This is a genomic window from Pseudonocardia sp. D17 (assembly GCF_036984265.1).
GTDB lineage: Bacteria > Actinomycetota > Actinomycetes > Mycobacteriales > Pseudonocardiaceae > Pseudonocardia > Pseudonocardia benzenivorans.
Window position 1 is genome coordinate 58,367 of sequence record NZ_BPRG01000257.1, and the last position, 12,586, is coordinate 70,952.

The window sequence follows — 12,586 nt, forward strand, 5'->3', positions numbered from 1 at the left end:
GCCGGGAAGCTTCGCGGCCCGCCGCGAGTTCTCTGAGAACGTGAAGGGACGCGTCGCGCGCCACCGCCGCCGGCCCGACGACCTGGTCGTGCTGCCGGTCGCGGCGACCGTACTCGGCGACGCCCACGCCGAGGCGGCGGACGAGGCCGTCGGGGTACGCCGGCCGAGGTACGGCCGGCGCGCCGTCGCGCAGGACCGGCGCGACCCCGCCGCGACCGAGATCGACCGCGCCGTCCAGGAGGGTGCCTGCGACGGGTCCGTCCTCGTCCCGGACCAGATCCCGGGCGGCCGCGACGCGTTCGTCGACACCGCGGTCGCGGAACTCCCGGACCGCGGCAGCCGGCGCACCGAGTACTCGGGCACGACCCTGCGCGAGCACCTCGGCCTGCGCCCCCTCACCCGACCCGCCGCGCCCGCGGCCGAGCACCACCGGAGGACACCCGCATGACCACCACGGAGAACAGGCTCGCGGCCGACTGGCAGGCCTGGCACGACGCCCGCGAGGAGCTGCTGGCGACGCCGCACGGCTGGCTCAGCCTCACCGGCCTGTACTGGCTCGACGCGACGCCCGCGGCGTTCCCCGACCTGCCCGGGACGTGGCGGGCGACCGGCGACGGCGGCGTCGAGATCACCGTGCCCGAGGGCGCCGACGTGACGGTCGACGACGCGCACGTGACGGGCACCGTGCGCGTCGAACCGGTCGACGGGCTGCCCGGCGTCCTGGTCGGGCTGGGCGAGCGCAAGGTGGAGGTCATCCGCCGCACCGACTCCTACGCGCTGCGGGTACGCGACCCGCAGGCCGTGACGCGCACGGCGTTCACGGGCGTGCCGACGTTCCCGGTCGAGGAACGGTGGGTGCGGCCGGGACGCTTCGAGCCCTACGACGCGCCGCGGCCGATCACGGTCGGCGCCGTCGTCGAGGGGCTCACGCACCGCTTCGAGACCGTGGGCGAGGTCGTGTTCGACGTCGACGGCGTGCCGCAGCGGCTCGCCGCTCTCCGAGGCTTCGACGGCGGCCTGAACCTGCACTTCCGCGACGCCACGTCCGGGACGAGCACCTACGGCGGCGGCCGCCACGTGCTCGTGGCGGACCCGGCTCGCGACGGCACGGTGACGATCGACCTCAACCGGGTGACCAACCTGCCGTGCGCCTTCACCGCGCACGCGACCTGCCCGCTGCCGCCCGCAGGCAACGTGATCACGGTGCCCGTCGAGGCGGGGGAGAAGAACCCGCCCCGCCCCGACCTCGCGGCCTGACCGTGAGTGCCGATGGTCGCCCTGGCGACCGTCGGCACTCACGAGAGGTCATGCGGGGGTGCGGACGGCCATGAACGTCGTCTCCCGGCGCAGCCGGAACCCGATCGAGAGGTACAGCCGGATCGCGTTGGTGTTCGAGGCCGCCGCGTGCATCATCGGTGTCTCGCCGCGCTCCCGGATGCCGTGGCCGACGGCCCGGACGAGCCGGGTGGCGAGGCCCTGCCCGCGGAAGTCGGGATGGGTGCACACGGCGCTGATCTCGGTCCAGCCCGGCGGGTGCAGCCGCTCGCCCGCCATCGCGACGAGCGCGCCCTCGCGCCGGATGCCCAGGTAGGTACCGAGCTCGACGGTCCGCACCGCGAACGGCCCCGGCTCGGTGAGCGCGACCAGCGCCATCATCTCCGGGACGTCGGCGGCGCCGAGCCGGACCGCCTCCTCGTCGGGAGCGGTCCGCAGGCCGTCGTCGACGAGCTGCACGCCGCGCCCGGAGTCCAGCACCTCCCAGCCGGCGGGGACCGCGGCCGGGTCCTGCGCCGACAGCGCGAACGTCGCGCCCGGCCCGGCGAGCACCGCGAGGTCCGCCCAGGCCGACGGCTCCGCCGCGCTCGGCAGCGCGGTGAACACCGAGACGTCGGGGTGGTAGCGCAGCGCCTGGCCGTGCACCTGGGCGAACCGCCGGTGCGGCCCGGACAGGGAGGCGTGGGCGGGGTTGTCGAGCACCCGCTCCGCGTCGGCGTCGGACGCGGACTCGGGCCGGACCTCGGACGGGATGGTCATCCCGCTCCTTCCGTGCGTCGTGCGGGGCGGCGCGGCGTCGCGCGCGTGCCGTCAGGAGTTGCTGAGCGGCAGGCCCGGAGGGTTGATCTGGGCGGTCGGGACTGCCTCGTTCGCCAGGTTCCAGGTGTCGAGCCAGGCCGCGTACTGGCCATTCTGGATGAGGTGGTTGATCGCGTCGGCGACGGGCTTGGCCAGGCCGTTACCCTTCTTCGTCGTCGCGCAGATCAGGCCCTGGAGGGAGGCGCCCGCTCCGGAGTACTTGCCCGCGCTGCGTGTCGGCGTCGGGGTGCCCGCGGTCTGGGTGACGTGGTAGGCGACGCTCGGGTTGGGCAGGAAGTAGGCGTCGATCTTGCCCGAGGAAAGCGCCAGGTAGGTGCTGTTGATGTCCGGGAAGTACTTGACGTCGAGGGTCTTGCCCTGCGCCTGCAGCTCGCTCTGCCACTGCAGCAGGATCTTCTCCTGGTTGGTGCCCTTGCCGACGGAGACCGTCCTGCCGGCGAGGCTCGCCGCGGTGCCGTCGAAGTTCCACGGGCTGCTCGCGAGGGTCTCGAACCCGAGGTTGTCCTGGCGGTAGCAGGCGAAGTCGTACTTCTCCTTGCGCTGCTCGGTGTCGGTGATGTTGGAGAAGCCGACGTCGGTGCGCCCGCTGTCGATACCGACGAACAGGTTCGCCCAGGTCGCGTTGTCGATCCGGGGTTCGAGGCCGAGCACGGCGGCGACGAGCCTGCCGAGGTCGGGCTCGGAGCCGGTCAACGTCTTCTGGTCGGTCCCTACGAACCCGAGGGGCGGCGACCCGGTCGGCAGGCTGCCAGAGCCGATGACGAGCGTGCCACTGTCGAGGACCGACCTGGGCACCTCGTTGCGGATCGACTCGACGACGGGGACCTGCAGCGCGGTCTCCTTGGCGGCGCCGTTGGACAGCGCGCCGATGGTGACGCTCGTGGTGCCTTCCGTCCTGCCCGTCGCCGCGGGCGCGCTGCCGCCGCACGCGGCCGCGGTGGCCCCGAGCACGACGGTGGCGACGCCCGCCGCGGCGATGCGTGCCCACCGGGGACCGGAGCCCCCAGGACCTCGTGAGCGGCGATAGTCGCTATCGCGACCGTCGCCGCTCACGGGGGAACGGCGGACGGCGGTTGTCTGTCTGGGGCTGGACACGGTGCTGGTCTCCTGGTGGTTCGCTCAGAGCACCTTGGCGAGGAACTCGCGGGTGCGGGGGTGTCGGGGGTGGTCGATGACCTCGGCGGGGGTGCCCTGCTCGACGACGACGCCGTCGTCGAGGAAGACGACCAGGTCGGCGACCTTGCGGGCGAACCCGATCTCGTGGGTGACCACGATCAGGGTCGTGCCCGTGCTGGCGAGGTCCTCGATGACGCCGAGAACCTCCCCGACCAGCTCGGGATCGAGCGCGGAGGTCGGTTCGTCGAAGAGGATCACGCCGGGGCGCAGGGCCAGCGCCCGGGCGATCGCGACCCGCTGCTGCTGGCCGCCGGACAGCTGGCGCGGGTAGGCGTCGGCCTTGTCGCCGAGGCCCACGCGGGCGAGCAGCTCGGCGGCCCGCGCGCGCGACTCGGACCGCGTGGCCCGGCGGGTCGCGACGGGGGCCGCGGCGACGTTCTCCGCGGCAGTGAGGTGCGGGAACAGGTTGAAGTTCTGGAAGACGAAGCCGATCCCGCCGCGCTGGCGCAGGATCGCGCGCTCGCTGAGCTCCTTGAGCCGTTCGCCGTGCCGCCGCACACCGACGAGCTCGCCGTTGACGCTGACGTAGCCGTGGTCGAGCTTCTCGAGGTGGTTGATCGACCGCAGCAGCGTCGACTTCCCGGACCCGGACGGGCCGAGGACGACCGCGACCTGGCCCGGTCGCACGGTCAGGTCGACGCCGGCGAGGACGTGGTGGGGGCCGAACCACTTGTGTGCGCCGTGGATCTCGACGGCGGCGGGCCGGACGTCGGTGGCCGGGTCGGTTCCTCCCGGGGCCGAACCGGTGATTCCGGCCGGGGTGGCTGCGTCGGTGGTCATCGGAGGGCTCCTGCCGCGATCCGGCCGCGAAGCTCGGCGACGCCGGTCCGCAGCTTCTGCAAGGGCGTCAGCGGCATCGTCCGGACCGAGCCCCTGGCGAACCGGCGCTCGACGTAGTACTGCACGACGGACACGATGCTGGTGAGGATCACGTACCAGACCGTCGCGACCATGAGCAGCGGGACGATGTCGCCGGGATAGGTGCTGCCGAGGCTCTGCACCTGGCCGAACAGGTCGAGCAGCGACACGTAGAACACCAGCGACGTCGACTTGATCAAGCCGATGAGCTGGTTGACGTAGTTGGGCACGATCGAGCGCAGCGCCTGCGGGGCGACGATGCGGCGGAACTGGTAGCGCCGTGGCAGGCCCAGTGCCGCGGCGGCCTCGTGCTGGCCCTGGTCGACCGAGAGGATGCCGCCGCGCACGACCTCGGCCGCGTAGGCGGCCTCGTTGAGGCTCAGGCCGACGACCGCGATGACGATCTCCGTCGCCAGGGCCGTCTCGTCGAACTGCACGAACGTCGGCCCGAACGGGACGCCCAGGCCGAGCGACGGGTACAGCGCGCTGAAGTTGTAGAGGAACAGCAGCAGCACGATCAGCGGCACGGAACGGAAGAGCCACACGTAGCCCCAGCTCACCAGCTGCAGCACCGGGCTGCGGGAGAGCCGGCACAGCGCGAGCACGACGCCACCCAGCAGCCCGAACACCGCGCTGAGCGCGGTCACCTTCAGCGTGATGAGCAGGCCCTCGAGCACGACCGGCCGGAGGAACCAGTAGCCGAACCGGTCCCACTGGAAGTACGGGTTGGTGACCAGCCCGTGCCCGATCTGGGCGAGTACGACCAGGACGACGACGGTCGCGACCCACCGCCCCGGATGGCGCAGCGGTACGACGCGCTGTGCCGATGCGGGCCCGGGTGCCGGCCCGGTGTCCGCGGGCCGCGGATCACGGAGAGAGGTGCCGGTGCGCGCGGCGGGTTCCGGCCGCGAATCGCCGATTTCGCCCATTGTGCTGGCTCCAGGAAAAGGGCAGGAAAGCGCCGGCGAAAGGTCGCGCGCAGCGCAGGGGGACCCGATGTCGAATTCGGGCCGATCGGGGCGGGGGCGTGCGCGGCCCCGGGCATGTTTTCTCCCGAAACCGCTCCGAATTGTTCGGACCATTCATCGGCACGGTCAGCCGCGGCGGGTCAGCGGGTCGCGCAGCCCGAGGTGCTCCCGCAGCGTCGTGCCCCGGTACTCGGTCGGGTACACCCCGCGCTCCTGCAGTTCCGGCACGAGCCGGTCGACGATGTCGTCGAGGCCGTCGGGGGTGAAGATCGGCGAGACGTTGAACCCGTCGACGGCGCCGTGCCGGACGAACCTGGCGAACCTGTCGGCCAGCGACGCCGGCGTGCCGGTGTGCCCGCGCTGGGGCTCGAGAGCCGCGGCGGTCTCCCGCAACGAGAGCTTCTGCTCGGCGGCGACGTCCCGCCAGCGCTGCACGAGCGCGACCTGGTCGTCCCAGCGGCGCGAGCCCATCGCCCCGGTCCGCTCGGCGACGACCGGAGCCTCCTCCGGGAGGGGCCCGTCCGGGTCGCGGTCGGTCAGGTCGATGCCCCAGATCTGGCTCGCGATGTTCAGCGCGGTCGCGCCGGTGACCTGCTCGGAGGTGATCCAGCGGCGCTTCTCCTCGGCCTCCGACTCGGTGTCGCCGAGCACGATCGAGGTGCCGGGCAGGATCCGGATGTCGTCGGCCGGCCGGCCCACCGCGCGCAGCCGGGACCGGATGTCGGTGGCGAACGCGAGCGCGTCGTCGAAGTCGCCGCCGTGCGCCGAGAAGATCACCTCGGCGTTGCGGGCGGCGAAGTCGCGGCCGGCGGCGGAGTCGCCCGCCTGGAAGATCACCGGGTGGCCCTGCTCGCTGCGTGGCAGCACCGGCGTGACGTCGACCGCGAACTGCGACGTGCGGGCCCGCACCGGTACGACGCCACCCGGCCGCGACCAGCTCGCGGCCTCGGCCGACGTCGCGACGGCGTCGTCGTCCCACGCGTCCCACATCGCGCGGGCGACGTGCAGGAACTGCTCGGCCCGCACGTAGCGGTCGGCGTGGTCGAGGAAGCCCCCGCGGCGGAAGTTCTCGCCGGTCCACGCGTTGTCGGTGGTCACGACGTTCCAGCCGGCGCGCCCGCCGGACAGGACGTCGAGGCTGCTCAGCCGTCGTGCGAGGTCGGCGGGCTCGTTGTACGTGGTGTTCTGCGTCGCGACGAGCCCGATCCGCGAGGTGAGCCCCGTCAGGGCGGCGAGCTGGGTGATCGCGTCGGGCCTCCCGGCGATGTCCAGGTCGTGGATCCGTCCACCCGCCTCACGCAGCCGCAGCCCCTCCCCGAGGAAGAACGCGTCGAACAGGCCGCGCTCGGCGGTGGTGATCATCCGCCGGAACGAGGTGAAGTCGATCTGCGAGCCGCTCTCGGGCTGCGTCCAGATCGTCCAGTGGTTGACGCCCTGGAAGAAGACGCCGAGATGGAGCGTCGCGTCGGGGTAGGGCACGTCGTCGGACACGGTGCTCACGCGGATGCCTCCTGCGGGACGAACCGGTTGGCCGGGCGCGGGAGCCCGAGGGTGGTGCGCAGCGACGAGCCGGCGACCGGCCGGCTCACGACCCCGGCGCGCAGCAGCGGGGGCACGACCCGCGCCGACAGCTCGGGCAGGTCCTCGTCGAGGACGGCGACGTGCAGCCGCACGCCGTCGACCACGCGGGCGAGGTCGGTGAGCAGGGCGACCAGCCCCGCGGCGGAACCGATGTGGCGCAGCCGTTGCGCCGCCGGCCACGGGGTGTGGGCGTCGAGCGTGGAGAGCCGGTCGACCGCATCCCCGTCGGCGGTGTCGAGCACGACCTCGACCTCGGCGAACACCCGCGGGGTGGCCGCGCGCCGCGCCGCAGCGCCGACGTCGTCGACGGTCGGCTCGTCGACGAGCGTGACGTCGACGAGGTCCGGCGGCAGCAGTCCGTCGGCGGCGAGCACCACCAGCTGGCCCTGCGGCGGCCGCGGCACGATCGCCGGGCCCTTCACCGAGTACGTCTCGCCGACGAAGTCGACGTAGTGCAGCTTGTCGACGTCGAGGTAGCGGCCGGTGGCGACGTCGCGGATCGCCGCGTCGTCCTCCCAGGAGTCCCACAGCGCCCGGTTGACGGTGACGGCGTCGCGGGCCTCGCGGCGCAGACCGTCGGGGTCGGTGACGGCGGGCCGGCCGAGCGCGGCGGCGACCGAGGCGTCGTCGCTGGTGGCCACGACCCAGCCCGCGCGTCCTGCCGCGGCGAAGTCCAGCGACGCCAGCTGGGAGGCGACGTGGAACGGCTCGGTGTAGGTCGTCGAGACGACGGGTGCCACCGCGATGACGCTGGTCAGCGGGGCGACGAACGCGGCCCGCTCGACGGCGCCGATGCGACCGGCGAGATCGGCGCCGCGCGACGGCGGGGCGAGGGAGTCCTCGAACGTCGCGAGGGTGAAGCCGGCGTGTTCGGCGTTGCGCACGACGCGCTCGACCCGGGCCGCGGTCAGCAGCCGGTCGGGGGCGTGCCGGGCCCGCCTCCAGGCGGCGGGGTGCGCGCCGTCGCCGTCGAGCTCGACGGCGAGGTGCAGGGGGCGGTCGGTGGGCATGGTGGTCCTTCGGTGGGCGTCGGTGTCGAAGAGGGTGTCCAGGACTCGGTTGCGAGGACTCGGTGCGAGGCGGGTCGATCGACCGGTTCGGTCAACCAACCGCGGCGAGTGGGGACTCCGTGGCCGCGCCCGCGGCGAGGTCGGCGAGGACCCGGCCGAGCGCGGGCGCGAACTTGAAGCCGTGTCCGGAGAAGCCGGCGGCGACGACGAGCGGGCCGTGCGCGCGCAGGAAGAACCCGGAGTCGGGGGTCGAGGTGTAGGTGCAGCTCACCGGCTCAGGGTGGTCGGCGTCGAGCCCCGGCAGGTGCCGCGCGACGTAGTCCTGCAGCCGGTGCAGCAGGCCGGGCTCGGCGGTGAACGTCCGGCGGTCGGGGTCGCACACCGGGCCCACCCCGTGGAAGCCGACCTTCACACCGTGGGCCGGTGCGGCGAGGCCGTACACCCCGGACGGCCAGCCGTCGGCCGGGCCGGTGTGGTGGACGAACGTCGGCCACGCGGGTCCGGTCCGCCCGACGGGACCGCACGGGTCGTCGCCGCGCACGGGGAAGTGGGCGGGCTGCTCCTGCGTCACGCGCAGCGGCGGCAGGTCGACGAGACCGTCGAGCAACCCGGTCGACCAGGCACCGGCCGCGACGACGGCCCGGCGGGCACGGATGCGCCCCTGCGAGGTCTCGACGTCGACGCGGTCGGTCCCGCGTACCGACAGCCGCTCGACCGTCGTGTGGTGACGCAGACGGGCCCCGCTGCCGACCGCGGCGGCGGCCAGCGCGGCGACGGCCTGGTCGGCGTGCAACCGGCCGGACCGGTCGGGCTGCACGAGGACCGGCCCGGAGAAACGCATGCCCGGCCACCGCTCGCGGGCCTGCTGCGGGTCGAGCCAGTGGTGGGCGATGCCGTGCGCGGCGAGGGAGCCGGCGAGGGCGGTCGTCGCCGAGCGGTCCCCGTGGTCGACACCGCCGGTGACCTGGAGCAACGCCGCGCCGGTGACGTCCTCGAGACATCGCCACAGCTCGAAGGCCTCGACCGCGAGCCGCAGGTAGGGCGCCGCGACGTAGGTCTGGCGGTAGATGCGGCTGGTCCCGTGCGACGCGCCACGGTTGTGCCCCGGGCCGAAGCGGTCGACGAGCAGCACCTCGACGCCACGGCTCGCGAGCTGCCAGGCCGTTGCCGCGCCGACGACGCCGGCACCCACGACGACGACGTCCACATCGGATGGTGGACCGGGCACGGCCGAGCGGGCTGCAGGGACGAGTGCGGGTCGGGACATGCTGCCTCCAGGCGGATCCGGACGGACGGCACCGGGGCCGGGACGGCGGACGGCGGCCCCGGAACGCGGGGGCGCCGAGCGCGGTCCGGCCCGTCGGCCGGGGGACTGACGACCGTCAGCGACCGGCGGCGGCGCGGAGGCGGCAGAGGTCGAGGTGGCGGCGCCGGGTCAGCACGCCGGGACCGGGCGCAGGGGCGGGCGGGCACGCTCGGCGCACGGGAACTCCCATCGTTCCGGGCGTTAGCACCCCGCGCGGTGGCGCGTGGTTGCTGCGACGTCGACGAGCCCGGTCTCTCGGCCGCTCTGGATGGACGGTTCAACTGAACGCGGCGGGCCGCATCGCTGTCAAGACGCCGGACGGGGATGTGGTGTGCACCGCATTCGTTCGGTACCGCTCGAATGTCCGGTCATTGCGAGCCACTTGGCACGCCGGCCGCGTCGCCGTGGCGCGCCGGGCGTCGGCCGAATGCACGAATGTGAGCAACGAGACGGACCGATCGGTCCCCCATGTCTTGAACGCGTCGTCCCCGGAGCGCACCCTCGACGTCACGGACCGATCGGTCCGCTGCGACGAGGCGGAGGTGGCCATGCGGGACGCGGTGATCGTGGAGGCGGTGCGGACGCCGTTGGGCAAGGGCAAGCCGGGCGGGGCATACCACGACGTCCATCCGGTGGACCTGCACGCGCACGCCATCCGCAGCCTGCTGGCGCGGGTGGACGGCCTCGATCCGGCCGAGATCGACGACGTCATCGGCGGCGCGGTCGGCCAGGTCGGGGAGCAGAGCGGCAACACCACGCGCTACGCCGCGCTGGCCGCCGGGCTGCCCGAGTCGGTGCCGGGCGTGACGGTCGACCGCCAGTGCGGCAGCAGCCAGCAGGCGATCAGCTTCGCCGCGCAGGGGGTCGTGGCGGGGGCGTACGACATCGTCGTCGCCTCCGGGGTGGAGTCGATGAGTCGCATCCCGATCGGCAGCCAGTTCACCGTCGGCGGGAAGCAGGTCGACGTGCACGGACCGACGATCGCCGACCGCTACCCGGGTGGGCTGGTCCCGCAGGGCGTGAGCGCCGAGCTGATCGCGCGACGGTGGGAGCTCTCCCGCGCCGAGCTCGACGAGTTCGCCCACCTGAGCCACGTCCGCGCCGCGACCGCGTGGCGGGAGGGCCGGTTCGCCGCCGAGGTGGCCGCGCTGAAGGTCACCCATCCCGACGGTTCGGTGTCGACCCTGGACGTCGACGAGACCGTCCGGCCCGGGACGACCCTCGAGGCCCTCGCCGGACTGCGGACCCCGTTCGCGGCCGAGCGCTGGACCGAGCGTTTCGGTGACATCGACTGGAAGGTCACCGCCGGCAGCTCCAGCCCGTACAACGACGGGTCGGCCGCGCTGCTGATCACCACCAGCGAGGTCGCGGCCGCCCACGGCTGGACGCCACGGGCGCGGATCCACACCGCGGTCGCGGTGGGCGACGACCCGGTCTACATGCTGACCGGTGTCATCCCCGCCACCGCGAAGGTGCTCGCCAGGTCCGGGCTCTCGATCGCCGACATCGACGCCTTCGAGGTCAACGAGGCCTTCGCGCCCGTCGTGCTGTCGTGGCTGAAGGAGACGGGCGCGGACCCGGCGAGGGTGAACGTCAACGGGGGCGCGATCTCGATCGGCCACCCCCTCGGCGCCAGCGGCGCCCGCCTCGCGACGACGCTGCTGGGCGTCCTCGAGCAGACGGGCGGTCGCTTCGGGCTGCAGACGATGTGCGAGGCGGGTGGCACCGCCAACGCCACCATCTACGAGCGCCTGGGCTGAGTCGGCGCGCGGCCTCACACCGTGGCGGTTCCGCCCACCCGTTGCAGGCGGGCGGCCGCCACCGTGTTCCACAGCAGCATGGCGATCGTCATGGGTCCGACGCCGCCCGGCACCGGGGTGACCGCGGCGGCGACCTCGGCCACCGCGGCGGTGTCGACGTCACCGCACAACCCTGCCTCGGTGCGGTGGATGCCGACGTCGACCACCGTCGCGCCGGGCTTCACGGCGTCCGCGCCGACGAGGTGCGGCACGCCCGCCGCGACGACCAGCACGTCGGCGGTGCGCGTGATCGCGGCCAGGTCCGCGGTGTGGCGGTGGCAGACCGACACGGTCGCGTCGCGTTCGAGCAGCAGCTGCGCCTGCGGTTTCCCGACGAGGTTCGACCGGCCCACCACGACCGCGTGCCTGCCCTTGAGCTCGACCCCCGCGCGGTCGAGGATGTGGACCACACCCGACGGGGTGCACGGCCGCAATCCCGGTTTGCCCAGTGCGAGCCGGCCCGCGCTGGCCTCGGTCAGCCCGTCGACGTCCTTGTCCGGGTCGATCAGCTCCAGCAGGTCCGCCGGGCGCAGGTGCGACGGCAGCGGCAGCTGCAGCAGGATGCCGGTCACGGCGGCGTCGGCGTTGAGCCCGGCGATCGTCGACGCGAGCTCGGCCTGGGTGACGTCGGCGGGCAGATGGCGGTGCAGGTCGCGCATCCCGACCTCGGTGCACAGCCGTCGCTTGTTGCGGACGTAGATCTCCGACGCCGGGTCGTCCCCGACGAGCAGCGTCGCCAGGCCGGGCGGTTCGGCCATCGAGGCGACCTGCGTCGCGACCTCGTCGCGCACCCGGGCGGCCAGCGATCTGCCGTCGATGAGCCGTGCGGTCACATGTTCCTCCTCAGAAGACGATCGTGGTGCGCCCGTTGACCATGACGCGGTCCTCGCAGTGCCAGCGCACGGCCCGGGCGAGGACCGTGCGCTCGATGTCCGCGCCGAGCCGGACGAGATCGGCGGCGTTGTGGCGGTGCGACACCCGGATGACGTCCTGCTCGATGATCGGGCCCTCGTCGAGGTCCTCGGTCGCGTAGTGGGCGGTCGCGCCGATCAGTTTCACGCCGCGTTCCCTGGCCCGGTCGTACGGGCTCGCTCCGGCGAACGCGGGCAAGAACGAATGGTGGATGTTGATGACGGGGACGCCGATCCGGTCGAGGAGGTCCCCGGACAGGATCTGCATGTACCGCGCGAGGACGACGAGGTCGACCCGGTCGCGCAGCAGGTCGAGCTGGGCCTGCTCCGCCTCGGGTTTGGTCGCCCGGGTCACCGGGATGTGCGCGTAGGGGACACCGAACCCGGCGACCGCCTCGGCGAGGTCCGGATGGTTCGACACCACCTGGACGATGTCGATCGGGAACTCCCCGCGACGCCATCGCCACAGCAGGTCCAGCAGACAGTGGTCGTACCGCGACACGAACAGGGCGACCCGCGGGAGGGCGTCGACGTCGCGCATCCGCCAGGTCATGCCGAACCGCGGCGCGACCGTCTCGCCGAACTCACGCTCCAGCTGCGGGAGGCGTTCGCGCAGCCCGGGGAGGTGGAAGACGAGCCGCTGGAAGAACCGGCCGCCGACCGGGTCGGTGGTCTCCTGGTCGTACTGGGTGATGTTGGCCCCGCGGTCGTGCAGGAACGCCGTGATCGCGGAGACGATGCCCGGCCGGTCGACGCACGAGGCGAGCAGCCGCCCGAGGTCGGACGCGGCCGGACCGGCGGTACCGGGAGCAGCGGCGGCGCCCGGTCGCGGAGGTCGGGGTGAGGTGACGGTCTGTGTCATCGCGGGCGGATCCCTGTGGCT

12 protein-coding genes and 1 riboswitch are annotated in these 12,586 nt (G+C 73.5%); of the genes, 3 read left to right on the plus strand and 9 right to left on the minus strand.

Annotated elements, in window-relative coordinates:
* The first annotated feature begins 40 nt into the window (after nucleotides 1–40).
* Both PSD17_RS35015 and PSD17_RS35020 read left to right on the plus strand, forming a co-directional pair.
* On the plus strand, nucleotides 41–448 hold the full coding sequence (locus tag PSD17_RS35015) for a hypothetical protein (RefSeq protein ID WP_339126352.1): 408 nt from the start codon (nucleotides 41–43) through the stop codon (nucleotides 446–448).
* A complete protein-coding gene (locus PSD17_RS35020; RefSeq protein ID WP_339126353.1) occupies nucleotides 445–1,257 on the plus strand; it encodes a DUF1684 domain-containing protein in 813 nt (270 codons plus the stop codon). The genes PSD17_RS35015 and PSD17_RS35020 overlap by 4 nt, the downstream gene beginning before the upstream one ends.
* A gap of 48 nt (nucleotides 1,258–1,305) precedes the next feature.
* Here the strand turns inward: PSD17_RS35020 and PSD17_RS35025 are convergent, their stop codons facing one another.
* The 7 genes from PSD17_RS35025 to PSD17_RS35055 form a co-directional block, all read right to left on the minus strand.
* Nucleotides 1,306–2,034: a GNAT family N-acetyltransferase gene (locus PSD17_RS35025; RefSeq protein WP_339126354.1), complete on the minus strand. Its 729-nt coding sequence runs from the start codon at nucleotides 2,032–2,034 to the stop codon at nucleotides 1,306–1,308.
* Between the two features lie 51 nt (nucleotides 2,035–2,085).
* A complete protein-coding gene (locus tag PSD17_RS35030) occupies nucleotides 2,086–3,147 on the minus strand; it encodes an ABC transporter substrate-binding protein (protein ID WP_339126355.1) in 1,062 nt (353 codons plus the stop codon).
* 66 nt (nucleotides 3,148–3,213) lie between these two features.
* Complete coding sequence (locus tag PSD17_RS35035; protein ID WP_013676978.1) at nucleotides 3,214–4,050, minus strand: amino acid ABC transporter ATP-binding protein; 837 nt, start codon at nucleotides 4,048–4,050, stop codon at nucleotides 3,214–3,216.
* Nucleotides 4,047–5,057 (minus strand): amino acid ABC transporter permease, encoded by a 1,011-nt coding sequence (locus tag PSD17_RS35040; RefSeq protein ID WP_013676977.1) that lies wholly within the window; start codon nucleotides 5,055–5,057, stop codon nucleotides 4,047–4,049. The genes PSD17_RS35035 and PSD17_RS35040 overlap by 4 nt, the downstream gene beginning before the upstream one ends.
* A 165-nt stretch (nucleotides 5,058–5,222) precedes the next feature.
* Entirely contained in the window at nucleotides 5,223–6,596 is a 1,374-nt protein-coding gene (locus tag PSD17_RS35045; protein ID WP_013676976.1) for an NtaA/DmoA family FMN-dependent monooxygenase, read from the minus strand.
* A complete protein-coding gene (locus PSD17_RS35050; protein ID WP_339126356.1) occupies nucleotides 6,593–7,687 on the minus strand; it encodes an LLM class flavin-dependent oxidoreductase in 1,095 nt (364 codons plus the stop codon). The genes PSD17_RS35045 and PSD17_RS35050 overlap by 4 nt, the downstream gene beginning before the upstream one ends.
* Before the next feature lie 91 nt (nucleotides 7,688–7,778).
* Nucleotides 7,779–8,954 (minus strand): FAD-dependent oxidoreductase, encoded by a 1,176-nt coding sequence (locus PSD17_RS35055; protein WP_339126357.1) that lies wholly within the window; start codon nucleotides 8,952–8,954, stop codon nucleotides 7,779–7,781.
* 222 nt (nucleotides 8,955–9,176) lie between these two features.
* A riboswitch (SAM riboswitch) is annotated at nucleotides 9,177–9,268 on the minus strand.
* 273 nt (nucleotides 9,269–9,541) lie between these two features.
* On the opposite strand from PSD17_RS35055, the gene PSD17_RS35060 reads away from it, so the two are divergent.
* The gene (locus tag PSD17_RS35060; RefSeq protein WP_013676972.1) at nucleotides 9,542–10,753 is read left to right on the plus strand and encodes a thiolase family protein; all 1,212 of its coding nucleotides are present in this window, start codon (nucleotides 9,542–9,544) and stop codon (nucleotides 10,751–10,753) included.
* A 14-nt stretch (nucleotides 10,754–10,767) separates the two neighbouring features.
* Here the strand turns inward: PSD17_RS35060 and folD are convergent, their stop codons facing one another.
* Together folD and purU are read right to left on the minus strand one after the other, a co-directional pair.
* A complete protein-coding gene (folD, locus tag PSD17_RS35065; RefSeq protein ID WP_103379902.1) occupies nucleotides 10,768–11,625 on the minus strand; it encodes a bifunctional methylenetetrahydrofolate dehydrogenase/methenyltetrahydrofolate cyclohydrolase FolD in 858 nt (285 codons plus the stop codon).
* Between the two features lie 10 nt (nucleotides 11,626–11,635).
* Nucleotides 11,636–12,565, minus strand: a complete 930-nt coding sequence (purU, locus tag PSD17_RS35070; RefSeq protein ID WP_013676970.1) for a formyltetrahydrofolate deformylase — start codon at nucleotides 12,563–12,565, stop codon at nucleotides 11,636–11,638.
* Nucleotides 12,566–12,586 lie beyond the last annotated feature (21 nt).